Below are 20,977 nucleotides of genomic sequence, written 5' to 3'. Positions count from 1 at the left end.
CGCTCGGCGGTCGGGCCGGGACGGCGGTGGGGTACCGGCTAGCCCATCTCCTCCAGCGCCTTGCCCTTCGTCTCCTTGACGAACTTCAGGACGAAGGGGATGGAGAGCGCGGCGAAGACCGTGTAGATCACGTACGTCACGGAGAGGTTCCAGTCGGCCAGGGACGGGAAGCTCGCGGTGATGGCCCAGTTGGCGATCCACTGGGCGGAGGCGGCGACGCCCAGGGCGGCGGCGCGGATCCGGTTGGGGAACATCTCGCCGAGCATGACCCAGACGACGACGCCCCAGGAGAGCGCGAAGAAGAGGACGAAGACGTGCGCGGCGATCAGGGCGATCCAGCCCTGGGTGGCGGGAAGCTTGCCGTCGACCAGGTCGTAGGAGAAGGCCCAGGCCTCCAGGGCGAGGCCGACGACCATGCCGACGGAGCCGATGAGGGCGAGCGGCTTGCGGCCGATCCGGTCGACGAAGATCATCGCGATGACGGTGCCGACGATGTTGATGATCGAGGTCGTGAAGGAGTAGAAGAACGACTCGCTCGGGTCGACGCCCACGGACTGCCACAGTGTCGCGGAGTAGTAGAAGGCGACGTTGATGCCGACGAACTGCTGGAAGACCGACAGTCCGATGCCGATCCAGACGATCGGCTTGAAGAGGAAACTGCCGCCGAGCAGGTCCTTGAAGGTCGACTTGTGCTCGCTGTGCATGGCCGACTCGATCTCGGCCACCCGGGCGTCCAGGTCGACGTCCTTGCCCTCGACCTCGGCGAGCACCTCGCGGGCGCGCTCGCGCCTGCCGACGGAGATCAGGAACCGCGGGGACTCGGGGATCGCGAAGGAGAGCAGGCCGTACAGCACGGCGGGGACGACCATGACGCCGAGCATGATCTGCCAGGCCTCCAGGCCGAGCAGCTCGCCGCGCTGGTCTCCGTCGGCGGCATTGAGGATGCCCCAGTTGACGAGCTGGGAGACGGCGATGCCGACGACGATCGCGGCCTGCTGGAAGGAGCCGAGCCGGCCGCGGTAGGCGGGCGGGGCGACCTCGGCGATGTAGGCGGGGCCGATGACGGACGCCATACCGATGGCGAAACCGCCGACGATCCGCCAGAAGGCGAGGTCCCAGAGCGCGAACGGGAGCGCGGAGCCGACGGCGCTGACCGTGAAGAGGGCGGCCGCGATCTGCATGCACCGGATGCGGCCGATGCGGTCGGCGATCCGGCCCGCGGTCGCCGCGCCGACGGCACAGCCGATCAGGGCGACGGCGATGACCTGTGCCAGGGCCGTGGATCCGATGTCGTAGCGGTGGCGGATGGCCTCGACGGCGCCGTTGATCACGGCGCTGTCGTAGCCGAAGAGGAAGCCGCCCATCGCGGCCGCCGCCGCGATGAAGATCACGTGGGAGAGATGGTCGGGCTGAGCGCCGACCGCTCCCGCCCTGGGCTGCGCTGTGCTGGTCACGTCTGTACTCCTCGGCGGGCACGTCGCCGATGTCGGGGAAACGGGCCTGATGATCTGCTGGACCAGCCCCGCCTACCCCCGCTCGGAAACACCTAACGCAGCCGCTGGCTGATCACCTTCGAGACGCCGTCGCCCTGCATGGACACGCCGTACAGCGCGTCGGCGACCTCCATGGTCCGCTTCTGGTGGGTGATCACGATCAGCTGCGACGCCTCCTGCAGCTCCTGCATGATCCGGATCAGCCGCTGGAGGTTGGTGTCGTCGAGCGCCGCCTCGACCTCGTCCATCACATAGAACGGGCTGGGCCGCGCCTTGAAGATCGACACCAGCATGGCGACGGCGGTCAGCGACCGCTCCCCGCCGGAGAGCAGCGACAGCCGCTTGACCTTCTTTCCGGGCGGCCGGGCCTCGACGTCGACGCCGGTGGTGAGCATGTTGTCCGGGTCGGTGAGGATCAGCCGTCCCTCCCCGCCCGGGAAGAGCCGGCCGAACACGCCCTCGAACTCCCGCGCGGTGTCCCAGTACGCCTCGGTGAAGACCTGCTCGACCCGCTCGTCGACCTCCTTCACCACCTGCAGCAGATCGGCTCGGGTCTTCTTCAGGTCCTCCAGCTGCTCACTGAGGAACTTGTGCCGCTCCTCCAGCGCCGCGAACTCCTCCAGCGCCAGCGGATTGACCTTGCCGAGCTGCTGGTACGCCCGCTCGGCCGCCCTGAGCCGCTTCTCCTGCTCGGCGCGGTGGAACGTCCTCGGCTGGTTGCGGGGGTGCTCCGGGTCCTCCGGCAGTTCCTCCCCCTCCGCCGGCGGTGACGGCGGTACGAGCTGGTCGGGCCCGTACTCCGCGATCAGCCCCTCCGGTTCGACGCCCAGCTCCTCCAGCGCCTTGGTCTCCAGCTGCTCGATCCGCATCCGCTTCTCGGCGCCGAGCACCTCGCCCCGGTGCACGGAGTCGGTCAGCTTGTCCAGCTCCGCCTTCAGGCCGCGCCCCTGGTCACGGGCCTGCGCGAGCTCCTGCTCACGGCGTGCCTTGGCCGCGTCGGCGGCGGTGCGTTCCCGCTCCGCGCGGGCGAGGGAGACCTCGACATGCCGGAGCAGCTGCCTGGCACCGGAGGCGACCGCCTCGGCCACGGCCGCCTCGTGCCGCAGCCGCGCCCTGCGCTGTTCGGCCCGCGCCCGCGCCTCGCGCTCGGCGCGCGCGGCCCGGTCGAGCGAATCCGCGCGCCCCGCGAGCCCCTTGACCCGCTCCTCGTGCGTGCGCACCTGGAGCCGGGCCTCCATCTCGGTCTGTCGCGCGTTGGCCCCGTCCGCCGCGAGCCGATCCCGTACGAAGGTGTCCGGCTCCTCCTCGACGGGCATCTCCTCGGCCACCGCGAGCCGTTCGGCCAGCTCCTCGGCGTCCTGTACGGCCTTGTCGAGCGCTTCCTGGGCGCGTGCGGCGGCGGCCGTGGACCGCTCGGCCTCCCCGGCGGCGCCCCGCGCCTGCCCGGCCAGGCGCCCGAGCTGCTGTGCGACCGCCGACTTCTCCCGCTCGCCCGCCCGGCGCCGCTCCCCCAGCTCCTCCACGATCCCGGCCCGCTCCCGGCGCAGCTCGACCGCGTTCTGCTGGGCCTCGGCCAACTCCTCGCACCGTACGGCCAGCTCCTCCAGCTCGGCTTCCGCCTCGTCGACGGCGGCCTGCACCTCCAGCAGGCTCGGTGCCCCTGCCGAGCCGCCGTGGGCGAAGTGGGCCCCGAGCAGGTCGCCCTCGGCGGTGACCGCGGTGAGGTCCGGGCGCGCGTAGACGAGGGCCTCGGCGTCTTCGAGGGTGTCCACGACGACGATGCGGTGAAGGAGGCGGCGGACGGCGGGGGTGAGGTCGGAGGGGGCTCGCACCAGGCGCTCCGCGGGAATCCCCGGGTGAGGTCGTTGTTCGTCCGCGGGTCCGTCGTGGCCGGTCGCGCCGTTCCCCGCGCCTCCCAGGGGCGCGGCCGTGGTCACCGGCGTCAGATCGTCCGGCCCTCCCGCCGTCAACAGCGCCGCTCGTCCGGCGTCCTGCTTGCGGAGCAGCCGGATCGCCTCCGCCGCGGCGGAGGGGGAGGTCACCGCGATCGCGTCCGCCGCAGCGCCGAAGGCGGCCGCGAGGGCGACCTCGTGTCCCGGGGCGACCGTCAGCAGTTCGGCGGCCGGGCCCAGTACCCCGCCGAGGCGGTCCTTCGCACCGAGAAGCGCGCCCGTGCCGTCCTTGCGGCGCAGGCCGAGGGCGAGGGCTTCGTGGCGGGCCTGGGTGGCGGCGCGGCGCCGTTCGGCGGTGGTCGTGGCCTCGCGGGCGGCGGCGAGGGCGGTCTCGGCCTCGGCCAGTGCCCGCTTGGCGGCGTCGTGCTGTTCGGCCAGGTCGGAGTCGTCGGCGTCGAGATGGTCGACCTCGGCCTTGAGTGCCTCGTACTCCTCCTGGGCGGCAGCGGCACGTTCCCGCGCCTCGTCGCGGGCGGCGGCGAGGCGGTCGATCTCGGACTGGGCGGAGGCCGCCCGGGAGCGGGCGGCGTTGACCTGGCCACCGAGGCGAGCGAGGCTCTCGCGGCGGTCGGCGATGGAACGGGCGACGTCCTTCAGCCGGCGTTCCTCGACCATCAGTTCGCGCTCCAGCTCGGCGCGGTGCTCGACCGTGTCCTCCAGGGCGCGCTCGGCCGCTTCGAGAGCCGCTTCGAGTTCGGCCTCCTGCTCGCGGATGCGGGCGGCCTCGCGTTCCATGTCCTCGGGGTCCCGGCCGCGCCGTTCCTCGGGCGGTGCGGAGGTGGCGCTCTTGATCCGGGCGTCGGCGAGCGAGATCGTGCCGCGCACCCGTTCGGCGAGCTGCGACAGCTCGTACCAGGTCTCCTGGGCGCGCTGGAGGCGCGGGGTCAGCCGGCGCACCTCGCCCTCCAGATGCGCCTCGCGCTGGAGCGCCTGCTTCAGCTCGGCCTCGGCGGACTCCTTGCGCTGCTTCAGTGCGGCCTCGTCGGCGACCTCCGTCCGAAGTGCCGCGTGCAGACGTACGAGGTCGTCGGCGAGCAGGCGCAGGCGGGCGTCGCGCAGGTCGGCCTGGATGACGGCGGCCCGGCGGGCGACGGCGGCCTGGCGGCCCAGCGGCTTGAGCTGGCGGCGGAGTTCGTCGGTGAGGTCCTGGACGCGGGCCAGGTTGGCCTGCATGGCGTCCAGTTTCCGGAGCGCCTTCTCCTTGCGCTTGCGGTGCTTGAGGACGCCGGCGGCCTCCTCGATGAAGGCGCGGCGGCCCATGGGGTCGGCGTGCAGGACGGAGTCGAGCTGGCCCTGGCCGACGATGACGTGCATCTCGCGGCCGATGCCGGAGTCGGAGAGCAGGTCCTGGATGTCGAGGAGGCGGCAGGTGTCGCCGTTGATCTGGTACTCGCTGCCGCCGTTGCGGAACATGATCCGCGTGATCGTGACCTCGGAGTACTCGATGGGGAGGGCCCCGTCGGAGTTGTCTATGGTCAGGGACACCTCGGCGCGGCCGAGCGGGGGACGCCCGGTGGTGCCGGCGAAGATGACGTCCTCCATCTTGCCGCCGCGCAGCGACTTGGCGCCCTGTTCGCCCATGACCCAGCTGAGCGCGTCCACGACGTTGGACTTGCCCGAACCGTTGGGCCCGACGACGCACGTGATCCCCGGTTCGAACCGGAGCGTGGTCGCCGATGCGAACGATTTGAACCCACGGAGGGTCAGGGCCTTGAGGTGCACGGCGCTGGACTCTACCTTCCGGCCTTGTCTCACTCCATGAACGCGCGGTTTCGCCCATGAACGTGCAGGGCACATCAGACGTTGAAGAGGGTGACAAAGGTCGGGGACCGAGACGGGGGCTCGGGGACACGGGACAGCTCGGGACCTACAGCCCGGTACACGGGGACAGAAAGAAGGGACGCCTCGTGAGAAGGCGTCCCTTGCAGATCTGACAACTTAGCGGTTGATACGGGCAGCCCAACCACTGCTGTCTGTCGTGGTGCGATGCAGTGATCAGGTGAGCGCAGGCTCCGCCTGGCGTGCGTCGAGCTCCATGAGCGAGTCGTGAGAAGCGGCAGCCGTCAGCGCGTCGTTCTCCGCCTGGATGCGTCCGAGCTCGGATTCCAGGTCCTGGACACGCTGCTGGAGCCGTCGCATCTCGGCGAGGAGTCGCGGGTCGGAGCCGCCGACGTAACCGAGAAGCGCCTTTGCCATGATGGATGGTCCTCCACAATGAGTGACCGACCGAAGCGGTGTGGGTCGTGAGGGAATCGCACCCGCCTTGCTTGGCACTGTTGAGTTTTTGCTGCCGTCCTCATGCCAAACAGCTAAGGTGCGCGGGGTTGCTTTTAGCGTCTCACCAAAAAGTTTGACGGTCAACACGATCACGCCGCGCTTTGGCGGGCATCCCTCTGCCGCGCGGCCCCGATCGGGCGACGCTGCGGCGACTGCGGGGCCTCTCCTGGCCGGCGGAGCGAGGGGATCATCCGTTCTTCGGAGCCTGCCATGACTGACTCGTCTTGGCAATCACCTGCACATTTCTGGTTTGTGCATGCTTCTGGCATATGCCGGTGGCGCTCCCCTCCGCTCTCGCGCGCTCGTCCCGCTGATGCGCTCAGCGGATGGCGAAGCCCTCGTAGCCCCCTCGGGGTGTGTCCCAGATCTCGGTCACACCCACCACGCGCCCGGGCGTGTCGTCTCCCTGGAGCCACTCCAGGAGCCCCTGACACGCCTCGCGCGGCCCCTCGGCGACCACCTGGACCCGTCCGTCGGCCAAATTGAGAGCAAAACCACTCAGGCCGCCGATCTCCAGGGCCCTGGCCCGGGTGAACCAGCGGAAACCCACACCTTGCACCCGTCCACGCACCCAGACGACCAGCCGTACATCCTCGCTCATGCCTGCACGCTAACGGGCCAATGTCTCCCGGGCCTCTCCCTCCCCTGGCGCCATGCTGTACCGTCCGGACCCAATGAATCTCATATGAAACTCACTCCTTCGTGTGAGATTCGTGAAGACGACGACCACAACGTTGACGAACTCCCCAACGTTGACCGCAGGACACCGCAAGGACGAGGAAGGCCAAGACATGGGACGCCACCGACGCTCCGCCGCCGGCCGCGCCGCCAGGGGGGGCCGCGCCGCCGGGGTCACTGACAGGGGCTTCGTCTCCGATGAGCCGCACTACGGTCCGGAGAACCTGTACGGATTCGCCGAGTTCCTGGAGGCCGACGCCAAGGCCTCCGCGCGGAGCGGTGGCTCGCGCCGCCGCAAGAAGAAGACCGTGACGCCTGTGAAGACCGGTCTCCTCGGTGTCTCGGCCGCCGTCGCCCTCGGCACCGTCGCGGTGGCCACCGGGGTGCTGCCGGGTGGCGACCAGTACACGATCAGCGGGGGCAACGCCAACGAGACGGTGGTGCCCGCCGGCTCGCCGACGGGTGCGGCGACCCAGCAGGGCGGGACTGACGGCGCCGCGCAGGGGCAGCAGCAGCGCGAGGACGAGTCCACCAGCCGTGACGCCGAGCGCGAGGCCACCCCGTCGAACACGCCGGCCCCCTCGACGCCCCCGTCCGAGGAGAAGCCCGCCGACGAGGCGGACAAGGGCTCCGGCTCCCAGAAGACCAGGACGCCGTCCGACAAGCCCATCAAGGAGAAGGAGAAGGGCAAGGAGAAGGACACCACTTCTCCGGCGGAGCTCTCCTCCGAGACCCAGGCCGAGGCCGCGGTCCTCCTGCTGGTCAACGAGGAGCGGGCCAAGGCGGGCTGCGAGCCGGTGGCCGCCAACAGCGATCTGGCGAAACTGGCCGAGGCGTTCAGCGAGGACATGGCCCTGCGCGGCTTCTTCGACCACACCGACCCCGACGGCTCCGACCCCTGGGACCGCGCGGCCGCCCTCGGCATCACCGGCCTCGGCGGCGAGAACATCGCCCGCGGCCAGGCGACCGCCGAGGCTGTCATGGAGGCCTGGATGAACAGTCCCGGCCACCGGGCGAACATCCTGAACTGCGACTTCAAGACCCTGGGTGTCGGCGTCGTCCTGGGCGACGGCGGCCCGTGGTGGACACAGGACTTCGGCTACTGAGCGGACCCCGACCTACGGTCGTCCAAGTTCCCGGTCGTCCTCGCCGCCGGGGCCGACCGTGACGGGGTCGACTCCGTGACCGGCGAGATGCCAGGACGCGAAGTACGGGTCGGGGCCGATCCAGAGTCCGGCACCGGCGTGGAAGTCGATCACCAACGTGCCGTGCTCACGAACATCGACCGCTGCGACGGACTGCCCGAACAGGGCGAGGACAGGGGTGGGGCTCACCCCCGTGCCCGGGTCGAGTTCGTGCCACTGACCTTCCGCGTCCCACAGCAGGAACGGTGTCTCCAGGATCAGCTCGGCATCCAGCCGGCAGCCCTCGTCGCTCCGCGCTAACCGACAGTTAGTGCAATCTTCTGGTCAGCGCTGTGCCGGAGTATCCTCGGGGTATGGAATCAGCCGCGCAGACCGGTGTGGCGCCCGTGCGGGAGGCCGCGGAGGCGGGTGTCGTGGACGTCGATGGGCTGGCCTTCGACGTGTTCGCCAGGAACTGTCCCTCGCGGGGCACCCTGGAGCACGTCACGGGTCGCTGGGGCGTGCTCACCATGGGCGCGCTGTACGACAGTTCGCTCCGCTTCAACGAGCTGCGCCGCCGTGTGGACGGCGTGAGCGAGAAGATGCTCTCCCAGACGCTGCACGCCCTGGAGCGCGACGGCCTCGTCCACCGCGACGCGCAGCCCACCAACCCGCCCCGCGTCGACTACAGCCTCACTCCGCTCGGCCGTGAGGTCTCCGCGCGTCTGATGTCCCTCATCAGCTGTGTGGAGGACCGCATGGAGGAGGTGCTCCGGTCCCGCGAGCGCTACGACACGGAGCGCGGCGCCCGCTGACACGTCGGGCAGAAATAGCTGGACCGGTTCATCCAGGGACGCCGCCGCATGGGCGTGGCACAGCGGCGACAGGGCAGGCCCTCACGGCCGTACGCGTCCAGGGAGCGGTCGAAGTACCCCGACTCACCGTTCACGTTGACGTAGAGGCTGTCGAAGCTCGTGCCGCCCACCGCGAGGGCCGCGTTCATCACGTCCCGTACGTGGCCCAGGAGTTCGGTGGTGCGGGGGCGCGTGAAACCGGCGGTGGGGCGCTCGAAGTGGATCCTCGCCCGCCAGAGCGCCTCGTCCGCGTAGATGTTGCCCACTCCGCTGATCAACGACTGGTCGAGCAGGGCCCGTTTGATCGTCGTACGCTTCCGCCGCAGTGCCTGGTGGAAGGCCTCGGCGTCGAACCGCGGGTCGAGCGGGTCGCGGGCGATGTGCGCGATGACGTCCGGCAGGCCGTCGGGGGTGGTGTCGTGCAACGACAGTCCACCGAAGGTGCGTTGGTCGACGAAGCGCAGTTCGGTGGCGAGGTCGTCCGCGAAGCGGACACGGATCCTGAGGTGCTTCTCGTCGGCCGCGTCGTGCGGCTGCACGAGCAGTTGGCCGCTCATGCCGAGGTGCGCGAGGACGGCGATCCCGGTGTCCTCCACGGGGAGCCACAGGTACTTCCCGCGTCGGCTGGGCGCGCCGATGCGGTGGCCCTTGAGCCGGTGCGCGAAGTCCTCCGGGCCGGCCAGGTGCCGGCGGATCGCCCGGGGGTGCAGCACCTCGACGTCGGCGACGGTCCGGTGCGCCACCCAGCGCTCCAGACCACGCCGGACGACCTCGACCTCGGGCAGTTCGGGCACGGGGTCCTCCGGAGGTTGAGCGGGGGGCATGAGGGGGTGAGGTTGGGGGGCGGGTGCGGGTCCGGTGGGGCTTCTCGGGCAGTTCCCCGCGCCCCTGAAAAGCAGGGGCTGCGCCCCGTGCTTCTCAGGCCCGCTGCCGGTCGCCTCACAGGCTGCGGGGCCTGGTCTTTCAGAGGCGCGGGGAACTGCACGAGAAGCCCCGACCGCCCGCACTCGGGAACGCACCGAAGCCGCCCCCTCACCCCCTCACGGGGGCTTCGGGGGCGGCAGCCCTCGGCGTCAGGCGGGGGCGGTGTCCGAAGGAGTCTCGGCGGTCGCTTCGGCGCGGGCCGCGGCCTCGGCCGCCGCCTTCGCCCGCTCGTCCGCCGCGGCGCGGATCGCACGCCAGGCGGACTCGGCCGCCTGCTGCTCCGCTTCCTTCTTGCTGCGGCCGGTGCCGGTGCCGTACGAGACGCCTCCGACGCGGGCGGCAGCGGTGAAGGTCTTCTCGTGGTCGGGGCCGGTCTCCGTGACCAGGTACTCGGGCACGCCGAGCCCCTCGGTCGCGGTGAGCTCCTGGAGGCTGGTCTTCCAGTCCAGGCCGGCTCCGAGGTTCGAGGACTTCTCGATCAGCGGGTCGAACAAGCGGTGCACCAGCTCCGCCGCCGAGTCGAGCCCCTGGTCGAGATAGACCGCACCGATCACCGCTTCGAGGGTGTCGGCGAGGATGGATGCCTTGTCCCGGCCACCTGTGCCCTCTTCACCGCGGCCGAGCCGGATGAAGGAGCCGAGGTCGAGCCCGCGGCCCACCTCCGCCAGCGCACGAGAGTTGACCACCGCGGCCCGCAGCTTGGCCAGTTGGCCTTCGGGCAGGTCGGGGTGGGTGCGATACAGCGTGTCCGTGACCACGAGGCCGAGGACGGAGTCCCCGAGGAACTCCAGGCGCTCGTTGGTCGGCAGACCGCCGTTCTCGTACGCGTACGAACGGTGGGTCAGCGCACGCACCAGAAGGGCGGACTCGAGCTGGTAGCCGAGCCGCCCTTCCAGAAGCGTGTGGGACGAGGCTGCGTTCTCCGCCTTTTTCTTGGCGTTGGTCTCCGCCTTGGCGTCAGACATAGAGCCTCTCACCAGCCGCTCAGACCTCGAGGACCTGGCGCTTGTTGTAGGTGCCGCAAGACGGGCACGCGATGTGCTGCAGCTTGGGCTCGTGGCAGCGCTCGCACGCAACCAGGGTGGGGACCGCAGCCTTCCACTGCGACCGGCGGTGGCGCGTGTTGCTGCGCGACATCTTCCGCTTCGGAACAGCCACGGCTACTTCTCCTGCTTCTCGTCGACACCGGGTTCGGCGCCGCTCATCTCGTCCTTCTCGCCGTCTTCGAGTGAACCGGCGAGTCCCTGCAGTGCCGCCCAACGGATGTCGACGGCTTCGTGGTGGTGGTCCGGGTCGTCCGCGAGCCGGGCTCCGCACTCGGAGCACAGGCCGGGGCAGTCGTCCTGGCACACCGGCTGCATCGGCAGTGCGAGCACCACCGCATCACGCAGCACGGGTTCGAGGTCGAACAGTCCGTCCTCGAGCAAGAGCCTGTCCTCGTCGTCCTCGGCGTCGCTGTCGGGTTCCGCGATCACGCGGCCCCGCTCATCGGCGTCGGGGTACGAGAACATCTCCTGGAAGTCCGCTTCGAGCTCCAGCTCGACCGGCTCCAGACACCTTACGCACTCCCCCTTGGCGTCGGCACGGGCGGTGCCTGTGACGAGCACCCCTTCCATGACCGACTCCAGACGGAGTTCGAGCTCCACCGGGGCACCTTCCGGCACTCCGACGACCCCCTTGATCCCGAGGTCCTTGGGAGCGTCGACCGAGCGCGTCAGGCGCTGCTGCGCACCGGGCCGCCGGCCCAGCTCGTGCGTGTCGAACACGAGGGGGTTGCGGTGGTCGAGGCGGGCGTTCAGAGCCATTTCTGCTTTCGATCTTCGGAACTCGTCAGGAGGGCGCCGCCCCCTGGTGTTCCGGGCAGCGCTCGATCGCGGGCGTCTGTTGCGGACAGCATGAACGCACGCGCGACCGAAGAACCAGGATACTGGACCTTTCGCTGTCGGCCCAATCCGCTGTCAGCGGCCCTGCTCGTAGCGGCGCAACTGCTCCGCCGTGATCATGGTGGTGTCGAAGAGGCTGGTCTCGTCGAGCGTGTTCGCCTGCGGCTGCGCGTACCCCTGGTGCCCCTGCTGGTCCTGCTGTCCCTGCGGGTCCACGTGCCCCTGGTTCGGCTCGTACGACGGCTGCTGCGGGTAGCCGGCCGCGTACGGGTCGGCCTGCTGGTAGCCGTAGGGGTCGGCGGACTGCTGGGGCTGGGCGTACTGCTGCTGGTAGCCGTACGGGTCCTGCTGGTACGCCGTCGCCGCGTAGGAGTCCTGCTGCTGCCCGTACGACTGCTGTCCCGGCAGGGACGGGGTCTGCTGGGCGGGGCTGTCGGCGAGTTCGGCGAGGCCGGCCAGGTAGTCGGCGTCGCTGGTGGGCTGCGGGGAGGTGCCGTCGTCGTTCAGGGCGAGGGCGCCGAGGTCGTCGGTGGCGATCCGGCCGTGGAGCTTCTGCCGGCCTCGGCCGACGGCCTCCAGCGTTTTGGCGAGGACGGCCTCGAAGGCGCCGAGCTTGGCGTCCACGTAGGCGTCGGCGTCGCGGCGCAGGGTCTCGGGGTCGTGGCTGCGCTCGGGGGCGTCGTCGTCCGCGTAGCCCTGCTCGTCGAGGCCGGGGCCCGTACCGAGCAGCTTCTCGCGGCCGCGGCCGACCGAGCCGAGGGTCTTGGTGAGGACGACCTCGAAGTTGGCGAGCTTGGAGTCGACGTAGTCGTCGGCCTCGGCGCGGACCTCCTCGGCCTCCTGGCGGGCCTCGCCGAGGATGCGGTCGGCCTCGTTCTGGGAGCGGCGGGCGACCTCGGTGTCGGAGATCAGGGAGCCGCGCTCGGCGTGCGCGTTCGCGACGATCCGCTCGGCTTCCTGGCGGGCCCGCTCGACCATGTGGTCGCGGTCGCCGATCAGCTCCTGCGCCTGGGCGAGGGAGTCGGGCAGGGCCGCGCGCAGTTCGTCGAGCAGGGAGAGCAGTTCGGCGCGGTTGAGCACGCACGAGGCCGACATGGGCATGGATCGGGCGCCGGAGACCACCGAGACGATCTCGTCGAGCTTCTTCTGCACGTCCACCGTGTGGTCCACCGTGTGCTCGCCACTCTCTACAGCTGTGTTGGAGACGGTCGGGTCGACTGTACGGCCAGCGGGGGACGTTCGTCCGCTCAGTCGCGCTTCAGTCGCTCGGCCAGCGCTTCGAGGACCAGCGGCGGTACCAGGTGGGAGACGTCGCCGCCCCAGGTCGCGACCTCCTTGACCAGGGAGGACGACAGGAAGCTGTAGGTGGGGTTGGTGGGGACGAAGAGGGTCTCCACGCCCGACAGGCCGATGTTCATCTGGGCCATCTGCAGCTCGTAGTCGAAGTCGCTGACCGCGCGCAGGCCCTTGACGATGGCCGGGATCTCGCGCTGCTTGCAGAAGTCGACGAGCAGTCCGTGGAAGGCCTCCACCCGTACGTTCGCGTACTCGGCGGTGACCCGGCGGATCAGCTCGATCCGCTCGTCGACCTCGAAGAGGCCCTTCTTGGACTTGTTGATCATCACCGCGACATAGACCTCGTCGTACAACTTGGAGGCGCGGCCAATGATGTCGAGATGTCCGTTGGTGATGGGGTCGAACGACCCGGGACAGACGGCACGGCGCACTTGGGATCCCTCGCTCTCCGGTCCGGTCATCGTGCGTCTTCGCACGTAGAGGCGGCGCGACCGTACCAAAACGTTCCCTCGCCGTAGCGACGGGCCCTGATGGCTTCGAAACCGGTCGGCCAGGCGAATTCACCGCCTCTGGTGCTGCGCTCCACGGTGACGAGGGCTTCGTCGCCGAGCCAGCCCCCGGTACGGAGTGTGAGCAGGATCTCCCGAAGATCGTCGTCCGAGACGGCGTACGGCGGGTCCAGGAAGACGAGGTCGTACGGCTCGTCCGGCGCCGGTCCCTGGATGATCTGCTCGGCTTTGCCCGATCTCACCTCGGCGCCGGGGAGGCCGAGCGTTCTGACGTTGTCCCGGACCGTTCTCGCGGCGCGGGCGTCGGCCTCCACCAGCAGGGTGTGGGCCGCGCCCCGGGAGAGTGCCTCCAGGCCTACGGCGCCGGAGCCGGCGTAGAGGTCGAGGACGCGTTCGCCGTCCAGGGGGCCGCCGAGGAGGGACTGCCAGGTGGAGAAGAGGCCCTCGCGCGCGCGGTCGGAGGTGGGGCGGGTGCCGTTGCCCGGCGGGACGGCGAGGCGGCGTCCGCCGGCGGCGCCGGCGATCACGCGGGTCATCTTGGGTCCTTGTTCGAGGGCGTGGTCACAGGTCCAGTCTGGCAGTCGGAGGAGTGGGGTGGTGAGGGCCATGGGCGACTGCGAGAGCGTCGTGGTCACTCGCGCAGTTCCCCGCGCCCCTGAAGGGCTCGCTGCCCTCAGCCCTTGTCCAGGTACTGCTCCCTCTCCTCGTCAAGCAGGGCGTCCAGGGCGGTCCGCAGCGCCGGGAGGTGCTCCAGGTCGGGGTCGGCCGCGACCACCGCCGCCGCTTCCTCCCTCGCCTCCGCGATGATCTCCTCGTCGTCGATGACGGTGAGCATGCGCAGGCTGGTGCGGGCGCCGGACTGGGCCTGGCCGAGGACATCGCCCTCGCGGCGCTGTTCCAGGTCGATGCGGGAGAGTTCGAAGCCGTCGAGGGTGGAGGCGACGGCGCCCAGGCGCTGGCGGGCGGGGCTCGCCTCGGGCATCTCGGTGACCAGGAGGCACAGGCCGGCGGCGGAACCCCGGCCCACCCGGCCGCGCAGCTGGTGGAGCTGGGAGACGCCGAAGCGGTCGGCATCCATGATCACCATCGCGGTGGCGTTCGGGACGTTCACACCGACCTCGATGACCGTGGTGGCGACCAGGACCTGGGTCTCGCCGGCGGCGAAGCGGCGCATGACCGCGTCCTTGTCGTCCGGGTGCATCCTGCCGTGCAGGACCTCGACCCTCAGGCCCTGAAGGGGACCCTTGGCGAGTTGGTCGGCGATGTCGAGGACGGCGAGGGGCGGGCGCTTCTCGGCCTCGTCCTCCGGGGACTTCCTGGCCTTCTTCGGGTCGCCGGGCTCGTCGATGTCATCGCCGATGCGCGGGCAGACGACGTACGCCTGGTGGCCGTTCGCCACTTCCTCGCGGACGCGTTCCCAGGCGCGGGCGAGGAAGTGGGGCTTGTCGGCGGCCGGGACCACATGGCTGGCGATGGGTGAACGGCCCGCCGGGAGCTGGTCCAGGACCGAGGTCTCCAGGTCGCCGAAGACGGTCATGGCGACCGTGCGCGGGATGGGGGTGGCCGTCATGACGAGGAGGTGCGGCGGCTGCTTGCCCTTGCCCCGCAGGGCGTCGCGCTGTTCCACGCCGAAGCGGTGCTGCTCGTCCACCACGACCAGGCCCAGGTCGTGGAACTGGACCTTGTCCTCGATCAGCGCGTGCGTGCCGATGACGATGCCGGCCTCGCCGGTGACCAGGTCCAGCAGTGCCTGCCGGCGGCCGGCGGCGCCCATCGAGCCGGTGAGCAGCACCACCTTGGTGGCGTGCTCGGCGCCGCCCAGCATCCCGCCCTCGGCCAGCTCCCCCATCATCTCCGTCACCGACCGGTGATGCTGCTGGGCCAGCACCTCGGTGGGCGCGAGCATGGCCGCCTGTCCGCCCGCGTCGACCACGGCGAGCATGGCGCGCAGGGCCACCATCGTCTTGCCGGAGCCCACTTCTCCCTGGAGCAGCCGGTGCATCGGGTGCTCGGTGGCCAGGTCGTCGAAGATCTCGCGGGAGACCTTCTGCTGGCCGTCGGTGAGGGTGAAGGGGAGGCGGGCGTCGAAGGCGGTGAGGAGGCCTTCGGGGGCGGGGCGGCGGGCCACGGCGGGGAGTTGGGCGTCGGCGTGGCGGCGGCGGGCGAGCGCGACCTGGAGGACGAAGGCCTCGTCCCACTTGAGGCGGTCGCGGGCGGACTCGATGTCGGCCTTGGTGTGCGGGCGGTGGATCTTCAGCAGGGCTTCGGGGAGGGTGGCCAGGCCCCGGCCCTCGCGCAGGGAGTCCGGGAGGGGGTCGACGGCCTCCTGGGCGCTCGGCAGGACCGTCTGGACCGCCTTGGCGATCTTCCAGGACTCCAGCTTGGCGGTGGCCGGGTAGATCGGGATGAGGGCACCGGCCCAGGTGTCCACGGCCTCCGTGTCGTCCTCGCCGCGCAGCAGTTCGTAGGCCGGGTGTGCCAGTTGGAGGCGGCGGTTGAAGAGGGAGACCTTGCCGGCGAAGAGGGCGCGGGTGCCGGGGAGGAGGTCCTTGTGGGGTTTGTGCACGCCGTTGCCGAAGAAGACGAGCTGGAGGCGGCCGCTGCCGTCGGTGATGGTGACTTCGAGGCGCTGGCCCTTGCCCCGGGGTGCCTTGGCGGAGGCGAAGGTGTGCAGGCGGGCGTCGGCGACCTGGGCGACCACCGTGACGTGCTCGTCCATCGGCAGGTCGGCGAGGTGGGTGAGCTGGCCGCGCTCCTCGTATCTGCGGGGGTAGTGGTGCAGCAGATCGCCGACGGTGTGCAGGCCGAGGTGCTCGGCCATCACCTTCGCGGTGGCGGCGCCGAGCGTGTTCTTGAGTGGTTCTTCGAGCGCGGGCACGAGATCCATTGCACACCACGCCACTGACAATCCCGTATACGTCCTTGAAATCCGCTGGTCAGGCGGGTCGTTCGCGCCTAGGATGACGCACTCCCGGGCCCAGCAGTCGGGCCCTGCCTCCTCCGTCCGCGGTCACCGTCCGACGGGACCGCCCGACCCCGCCGCCGTCGCCAGAATCCCCTCCCCACCGGCGCTGCGACGATGGATTCAATGACCTCACAGTCATCCCAGGCACCCCAGACTCCGCAGGCACCTCAGTCGCCTCACACGTTCCAGGTCGATCTGCGTGGCCTGGTGGATCTGCTCTCGCACCACCTGTACTCCAGTCCGAAGGTCTATCTGCGCGAGCTGCTGCAGAACGCGGTGGACGCGATCACCGCGCGCCGCGCCGAGCAGCCCGACGCGCCCGCCCGGGTGCGGCTGTTCGCCGAGGGCGGCACGCTGCGGGTGGAGGACTCGGGCATCGGGCTCACCGAGGCCGATGTGCACGATCTGCTCGCCACGATCGGCCGCAGCTCCAAGCGCGACGACGGGGGCATCCAGGAGGTCCGCTCGGACTTCCTGGGCCAGTTCGGCATCGGGCTGCTCGCCTGCTTCGTGGTCGCCGAGCGCATCCGGGTGGTCAGCCGCAGCGCCCGCCGGCCGGACGCGGCGCCCGTGGAGTGGACGGCTGCCGACGACGGCTCGTACACGGTGCGGACGCTGCCCGACGAGGCGCGCCCCGAGCCGGGCACGACCGTGCATCTGGTCGCGCGGCCCGGGGCGGCCGAATGGCTCTCCCCCGCGCGCGTGCTGACGCTGGCGCGGGACTTCGGGTCGCTGCTGCCGTACGACGTCCGGGTGGGCGAGGAGGCGGTCACCGAGCTGCCGGCGCCCTGGGACCGGCAGTACCCCTCCCCCGCCGGCCGGCGGGTGGCGCTGGCCCGGCACTGTCACGACCTGTTCGGGTTCACACCGCTGGACTCCATAGAGCTGGACGTGCCGCTGGCCGGGATCCGGGGCGTCGCGTACGTCCTGCCGACCGCCGTCAGCCCGGCGCAGCGGGCGAGCCACCGGGTGCATCTGAAGGGCATGCTGCTCACCGAGCGGGCCGAACAGCTGCTCCCCGACTGGGCGTTCTTCGTGCGCTGCGTCCTCGACACGGACAGCCTGCGGCCCACGGCGTCGCGGGAGTCGCTGTACGAGGACGAGACGCTGGCGGCCGTGCGGGAGGCGCTCGGCGAGCGGATCCGGAGCTGGCTCACGGGGCTCGCCGCGGGTGATCCGGAGCGGCTGGCGGCCTTCCTGTCCGTGCATTACCTGGGCGTGAAGTCGCTGGCGCGGCACGACCGGGAGATGCTGCGCACGATGCTGCCGTGGCTGCCCTTCGAGACCACCGACGGACGGCTGTCCCTGGAGGAGTTCGCGCAGCGGCACCCGGTGGTGCACTTCACGCGGACGGTCGAGGAGTACCGGCAGGTGGCGCCGATCGCGTCCGCGCAGGGCGTCGGGGTGATCAACGGCGGTTACACGTACGACAGCGAGCTGGTCGAGGCGCTGCCGTCGGTGCGTCCGGGGACGGTGGTGGCCGAGCTGGACGCCGACACGGTGACCGCGCACCTGGACGTGCTGGACCCGGACGACGAGCTGGCGCTGGCGGGCTTCCTGTCGGCCGCGCGGGCGAGGCTCGACCCCCTGGGCTGCGACGTGGTGCTGCGGGCCTTCCATCCGCTGTCGGTGCCCGCGCTGCACCTGGACGACCGGTCCGCCCGGCACGAGCAGGCCCGCGCGGAGGCGGAGGAGCAGGCCGACGACCTGTGGGCGGGCATCCTCGGTTCGCTGCGGGGCAGCGCCCCGCGCGCGCGGCTGGTGCTCAACCACCTCAACCCGCTGATCCGGCGGATCAGTTCCCTGACCGACCGGGAGCTGATCGGCACGGCCACGGAGTCCCTGTACGGGCAGGCGCTGCTGATGGCCCAGCGGCCGCTCAGGCCCGCGGACTCGGCGCTCCTGAACCGCGCCTTCATCGGCCTGCTGGAGTGGGCCACGCACACCGAGGGGAACGGCCGCACGTGACGGACGCCATGGACTTCGACGAGCTGCGCCGGGCCATGGCGGAGAACTACGAGCAGCCCGAGGGCCCGGCGCGCAACGCGCGCGCGGAGCGGCTGCTCGCCGAGGCCGAGAAGCTGAACGTGCCGCTCGCCGTGATCGAGGCGCTCGGGCACCAGCTGAAGGTCTACAACTACAGCTCGGAGAAAGCGAAGATGTTCGTCCCCTTCGCGCGTCTGCTGCGCATGTGGGACGAACGGCCGGAGGACTTCGACGAGTACGAGATCCACTCCCTGCACTGGGTGTTCAAGTGGATGACGGCCGGCATGCTCAACCAACCGCACATCCCGCTGGCCTCCATCGAGAAGTGGCTCGGCGAGATGGAGCACCGCTACCGGCTCGCCGGGCACTCGGAACGGGCCGTGCGCAGTGCCGAGTTCAGTGTGGCCGCGCACATCGGCGACCTGGAGCGCGCGGAGCGGGCGTACGGGGCGTGGCTGGTCGCCGACCGGGACACGATGGCCGACTGTCACGCGTGCGAGCTGCACGGGCAGGGCTGGTGGCGGGCGCGGCGGCGCGAGGACGCCGAGGCGCTGGAGCTGTGGGCGCCGGTCCTGGAGGGCGAGTACGTCTGCGCCCACGAGCCGCACACCGTGCTGGCGTCCTCGCTGGTGCCCCTGCTGCGCCTGGGGCGCCCGGACGAGGCCCGGGCCCACCACCTGCGGGGTTTCCGGTTGGTGCGGGCGATGGAGAGCATGCGGGGCGCGTACGCGGACCATGTGGAGTTCTGCGCCCTGACGGGCAACGAGGCGCGCGGCCTGGAACTGCTGGCCGAGCGCCCGGCGTACTTCACCGATTCCGGGGACCCGCGCAGCAAGCTGGACTTCCTGAGCGTGGTGGCCCTGCTCATGGACCGCCTCACGGCGCGCGGGGTGGGCGAGCAGGCCGTGCCCGGGCCCGCCGGCCGCGAGTGGACCGCCCGCGAACTGGCCGCCCACGCGCGCGAGGAGGCACTGTCGCTGGCCGCGCTCTTCGACGAGCGCAACGGCACGGCGTACGTCAGCACGCATGTCCGGGAGCGGATGGACCAGCGCCCCCTGCTGGACCGGCTGCCGCTGGGGGTGCGCGCGCAGCGGGCCACCGTGACGGTGCCCGCGCCCCGGCGGCCCGCCGCCGTGGAGACGACGGGGACCGCCGCGGCCCCGGAGGGCCTGCCCGCCCTCCTCGCCGAGGCGCGGCGGCTCTCCGCGTCCCTGCATCCCGGTTCCGTGGAGGCCTGGGCCGCCGTGGCGCGTGCCGCCGAGACGGAGGGCGCGGAGCTGGAGGCCTGGGACCGCGCGGAGATCGTCGACCACGAGGCGATCGGCCTCGGGCCGGAGGGCCTGCCCCTCTTCGAACGTGCGGCCGACATGTACGAGGCCGCCGGGGACCCCGGCGAAGCACTGGCGGCACGCGCGCGTGGGGCGCACGTGCACGCCCTCACGGGCCGCGTGGATGCCGCCCTGGAGCTGTTGGCCGAGCCGTACGAGCGGATACTCGCCCTCTGGTCGAACGGCGGGACGGGCGCGCGGCAGACGGCGTCCGTGCTGATCGGGCGGGCGCGGATACTCGTGCGGCGGATGCACGAGGCCGATGACGCCGACGCCGACGCGGTGGCCCTGGCCGAGGCCGCGGTGCGGGAGCTGGCGGACTTCGTCGAGCCGCGCCGCTCGGAGGACGTACGGCTGGCCTCGCGGGCCGCGGAGGCGCGGGCGATGCTCGGCGAGCTGGCCGCGCACAACGGCGACGCGGAGGCCGCCGCCGAGCTGTTCGCGGAGGCCGCGCGGCGGTATGTGGCGGCCGGGTTGCCGTGGTTCGCGGTGCAGTACGAGGCGCGGCTCGCCGGGCTGGCGCAGCACCTGGGAGACCTGGAGACCGCCGAGCGGGCGGCCCGTGCGGCGCTGGAGCACGGCGGGACGGAGCTGGAGTCGGTGGGCCACGCCCAGCTGCGCCTCCAGCTGGCGGAGCTGCTGGGCGCCGGGGAACGGGTCGAGGAGGCCGCCGGGCACGCCCTGGAGGCGGCGCACTGGGCCGACGAGGCGGGTGAGGGTCCGACGCTCGGCGCCTGGGCCCGGCATCTGCTGGGTGGGTTCCTGCTGCGGCTGGGGCGGTGGGCGGAGGCGGCCGAGGTGCTGGAGTCGGCGCTGCCGGATCTCACGGCCGAGACACACGGGGACGGGGCGGTCGCGCAGACCCTGTGGTGGCTCGGCGACTGCCACACCGAGCTGGGTGAGCACCGCGAGGCGGCGGAGCGGTGGCTGCGGGCCGCCGACATCGCCCGGCACTGGCCCGAGCAGCAGGACCACGCGATGCTCGCCCATCTCGCCGCGGAGGCGCTCGCGCGCGCGGGACTGCCCGCCGACGCCGACCGGGCGTACGCGCGCGCGGTCGACCTCTGGGGCGAACTGGGCAACGTCCACGGGTACGTCCGGGCGCTGCGGGCGCGGGCGTGGTACGCGGCGCGGGAGAGCCGCGCGGCTGCGGCGCCCGCCTCCCTGGACGGGGCCCGGGAGCTGATGGGGGACGCGGTCGCGGGCTGCGAGGCGGCGCTGTCGGACGTGGCCGGTGAGGAGCACCGGCGGCGGATCGTCGCGGAGCTCGGCGAGACGTACCGGCAGTTCGGCGATCTCCTCGCCCGGTCGGTGGCCGAGGACGCGGAACTCGACTCGTTCGGGCCGGTGTTCGAGGAGGCGCTGGGGTTCGTCGAGCGGGCGGTGTCGGTGTACACGTCCCTGGGGCCGGACTTCCTCGACGCGCGAACCGCCGCGGAGCTGGCCGCGGGCTGGTTGGAGGTGGATCTCCGGCGGGGTGGGGCGGCTGCCGGGCGGGCGCGGGGGGTGCTGACCGTGTACGCCGACGGGGGTGACGAGGACGAGACGGTGGTGGCTCGGCGAGTGGAGGCGGGACGGCTGCTGGAGGCGGCGGGGCTGAGCTGAGCGGCAGGGCGCATGCTCGGGGTTCCTCGCCCCCGCCGCCCCTGCCCGTCCCATCCTGAAGGGGCTGCGCGCCCCTGCGACCCCCGCGTCAAAGACTCGGGAC

The 20,977-nt window shown here is 71.5% G+C and carries 17 protein-coding genes; 4 read left to right on the top strand and 13 right to left on the bottom strand.

Features of this window, described 5'->3' with window-relative positions; translation table 11 throughout:
* Positions 1-38: 38 nt before the first annotated feature.
* From HW837_RS27180 to HW837_RS27165, 4 genes are all read right to left on the bottom strand, one after another.
* Positions 39-1,454, bottom strand: coding sequence for a sugar porter family MFS transporter (locus tag HW837_RS27180; RefSeq protein WP_045561468.1), 1,416 nt, complete (start codon positions 1,452-1,454; stop codon positions 39-41).
* Between the two features lie 92 nt (positions 1,455-1,546).
* A complete protein-coding gene (gene smc, locus HW837_RS27175; RefSeq protein ID WP_193381562.1) occupies positions 1,547-5,167 on the bottom strand; it encodes a chromosome segregation protein SMC in 3,621 nt (1,206 codons plus the stop codon).
* Positions 5,168-5,440: 273 nt separating this feature from the next.
* Positions 5,441-5,641, bottom strand: coding sequence for a hypothetical protein (locus tag HW837_RS27170; protein WP_005479841.1), 201 nt, complete (start codon positions 5,639-5,641; stop codon positions 5,441-5,443).
* A gap of 400 nt (positions 5,642-6,041) precedes the next feature.
* Positions 6,042-6,323: an acylphosphatase gene (locus HW837_RS27165; protein ID WP_045561470.1), complete on the bottom strand. Its 282-nt coding sequence runs from the start codon at positions 6,321-6,323 to the stop codon at positions 6,042-6,044.
* 190 nt (positions 6,324-6,513) lie between these two features.
* Here HW837_RS27165 and HW837_RS27160 point away from each other — a divergent pair, with 190 nt between their 5' ends.
* The gene (locus HW837_RS27160) at positions 6,514-7,506 is read left to right on the top strand and encodes a CAP domain-containing protein (RefSeq protein WP_045561471.1); all 993 of its coding nucleotides are present in this window, start codon (positions 6,514-6,516) and stop codon (positions 7,504-7,506) included.
* 12 nt (positions 7,507-7,518) lie between these two features.
* On the opposite strand, the gene HW837_RS27155 is transcribed toward HW837_RS27160, so the two are convergent.
* Positions 7,519-7,782 carry a DUF6188 family protein gene (locus HW837_RS27155; protein ID WP_234442734.1) on the bottom strand — a complete coding sequence of 88 codons (264 nt, stop codon included), beginning with the start codon at positions 7,780-7,782 and terminating at the stop codon, positions 7,519-7,521.
* 116 nt (positions 7,783-7,898) lie between these two features.
* Between HW837_RS27155 and HW837_RS27150 the strand changes: the two genes are divergently transcribed.
* Positions 7,899-8,339: a winged helix-turn-helix transcriptional regulator gene (locus tag HW837_RS27150; protein ID WP_093790207.1), complete on the top strand. Its 441-nt coding sequence runs from the start codon at positions 7,899-7,901 to the stop codon at positions 8,337-8,339.
* Here the strand turns inward: HW837_RS27150 and mutM are convergent.
* The 8 genes from mutM to recG all read right to left on the bottom strand — a co-directional run bounded on the left by mutM (position 8,312) and on the right by recG (position 15,877).
* Positions 8,312-9,172, bottom strand: coding sequence for a bifunctional DNA-formamidopyrimidine glycosylase/DNA-(apurinic or apyrimidinic site) lyase (gene mutM, locus HW837_RS27145; protein WP_093790206.1), 861 nt, complete (start codon positions 9,170-9,172; stop codon positions 8,312-8,314). The genes HW837_RS27150 and mutM overlap by 28 nt on opposite strands.
* Before the next feature lie 279 nt (positions 9,173-9,451).
* Entirely contained in the window at positions 9,452-10,267 is an 816-nt protein-coding gene (gene rnc / locus HW837_RS27140; RefSeq protein WP_045561473.1) for a ribonuclease III, read from the bottom strand.
* 19 nt (positions 10,268-10,286) lie between these two features.
* Positions 10,287-10,460, bottom strand: coding sequence for a 50S ribosomal protein L32 (gene rpmF / locus HW837_RS27135; RefSeq protein ID WP_007493396.1), 174 nt, complete (start codon positions 10,458-10,460; stop codon positions 10,287-10,289).
* Positions 10,461-10,462: 2 nt separating this feature from the next.
* On the bottom strand, positions 10,463-11,107 hold the full coding sequence (locus tag HW837_RS27130) for a YceD family protein (protein ID WP_045561474.1): 645 nt from the start codon (positions 11,105-11,107) through the stop codon (positions 10,463-10,465).
* Between the two features lie 153 nt (positions 11,108-11,260).
* Positions 11,261-12,343, bottom strand: a complete 1,083-nt coding sequence (locus tag HW837_RS27125) for a cell division initiation protein (protein ID WP_193381594.1) — start codon at positions 12,341-12,343, stop codon at positions 11,261-11,263.
* Between the two features lie 89 nt (positions 12,344-12,432).
* Positions 12,433-12,912 (bottom strand): pantetheine-phosphate adenylyltransferase, encoded by a 480-nt coding sequence (gene coaD / locus HW837_RS27120; RefSeq protein ID WP_060883151.1) that lies wholly within the window; start codon positions 12,910-12,912, stop codon positions 12,433-12,435.
* A 26-nt stretch (positions 12,913-12,938) separates the two neighbouring features.
* Entirely contained in the window at positions 12,939-13,526 is a 588-nt protein-coding gene (gene rsmD / locus HW837_RS27115) for a 16S rRNA (guanine(966)-N(2))-methyltransferase RsmD (protein WP_045561477.1), read from the bottom strand.
* A gap of 137 nt (positions 13,527-13,663) precedes the next feature.
* Positions 13,664-15,877 carry an ATP-dependent DNA helicase RecG gene (recG, locus tag HW837_RS27110; RefSeq protein WP_093790203.1) on the bottom strand — a complete coding sequence of 738 codons (2,214 nt, stop codon included), beginning with the start codon at positions 15,875-15,877 and terminating at the stop codon, positions 13,664-13,666.
* A 192-nt stretch (positions 15,878-16,069) separates the two neighbouring features.
* On the opposite strand from recG, the gene HW837_RS27105 reads away from it, so the two are divergent.
* Positions 16,070-17,923, top strand: coding sequence for an HSP90 family protein (locus HW837_RS27105; protein WP_177261906.1), 1,854 nt, complete (start codon positions 16,070-16,072; stop codon positions 17,921-17,923).
* 8 nt (positions 17,924-17,931) lie between these two features.
* Entirely contained in the window at positions 17,932-20,874 is a 2,943-nt protein-coding gene (locus tag HW837_RS27100) for a hypothetical protein (protein ID WP_093790251.1), read from the top strand.
* The last annotated feature ends 103 nt before the right edge of the window (positions 20,875-20,977 follow it).

Origin of the sequence: Streptomyces caniscabiei, from assembly GCF_014930365.1 — a bacterium.
Lineage (GTDB): Bacteria > Actinomycetota > Actinomycetes > Streptomycetales > Streptomycetaceae > Streptomyces > Streptomyces caniscabiei.
Note: the sequence above shows the minus strand (reverse complement) of the source record. Positions and strands in the feature narration are given on the sequence as shown.

What these genes read in the sequence shown, in the direction of transcription:
- HW837_RS27170 (WP_005479841.1), bottom strand. Translation starts at nt 5,641, where the DNA reads ATGGCAAAGGCGCTTCTCGGTTACGTCGGCGGCTCCGACCCGCGACTC.
- HW837_RS27165 (WP_045561470.1), bottom strand. Translation starts at nt 6,323, where the DNA reads ATGAGCGAGGATGTACGGCTGGTCGTCTGGGTGCGTGGACGGGTGCAA.
- HW837_RS27160 (WP_045561471.1), top strand. Translation starts at nt 6,514, where the DNA reads ATGGGACGCCACCGACGCTCCGCCGCCGGCCGCGCCGCCAGGGGGGGC.
- HW837_RS27150 (WP_093790207.1), top strand. Translation starts at nt 7,899, where the DNA reads ATGGAATCAGCCGCGCAGACCGGTGTGGCGCCCGTGCGGGAGGCCGCG.
- rnc (WP_045561473.1), bottom strand. Translation starts at nt 10,267, where the DNA reads ATGTCTGACGCCAAGGCGGAGACCAACGCCAAGAAAAAGGCGGAGAAC.
- HW837_RS27130 (WP_045561474.1), bottom strand. Translation starts at nt 11,107, where the DNA reads ATGGCTCTGAACGCCCGCCTCGACCACCGCAACCCCCTCGTGTTCGAC.
- rsmD (WP_045561477.1), bottom strand. Translation starts at nt 13,526, where the DNA reads ATGACCCGCGTGATCGCCGGCGCCGCCGGCGGACGCCGCCTCGCCGTC.
- recG (WP_093790203.1), bottom strand. Translation starts at nt 15,877, where the DNA reads ATGGATCTCGTGCCCGCGCTCGAAGAACCACTCAAGAACACGCTCGGC.
- HW837_RS27105 (WP_177261906.1), top strand. Translation starts at nt 16,070, where the DNA reads ATGGATTCAATGACCTCACAGTCATCCCAGGCACCCCAGACTCCGCAG.
- HW837_RS27100 (WP_093790251.1), top strand. Translation starts at nt 17,932, where the DNA reads ATGGACTTCGACGAGCTGCGCCGGGCCATGGCGGAGAACTACGAGCAG.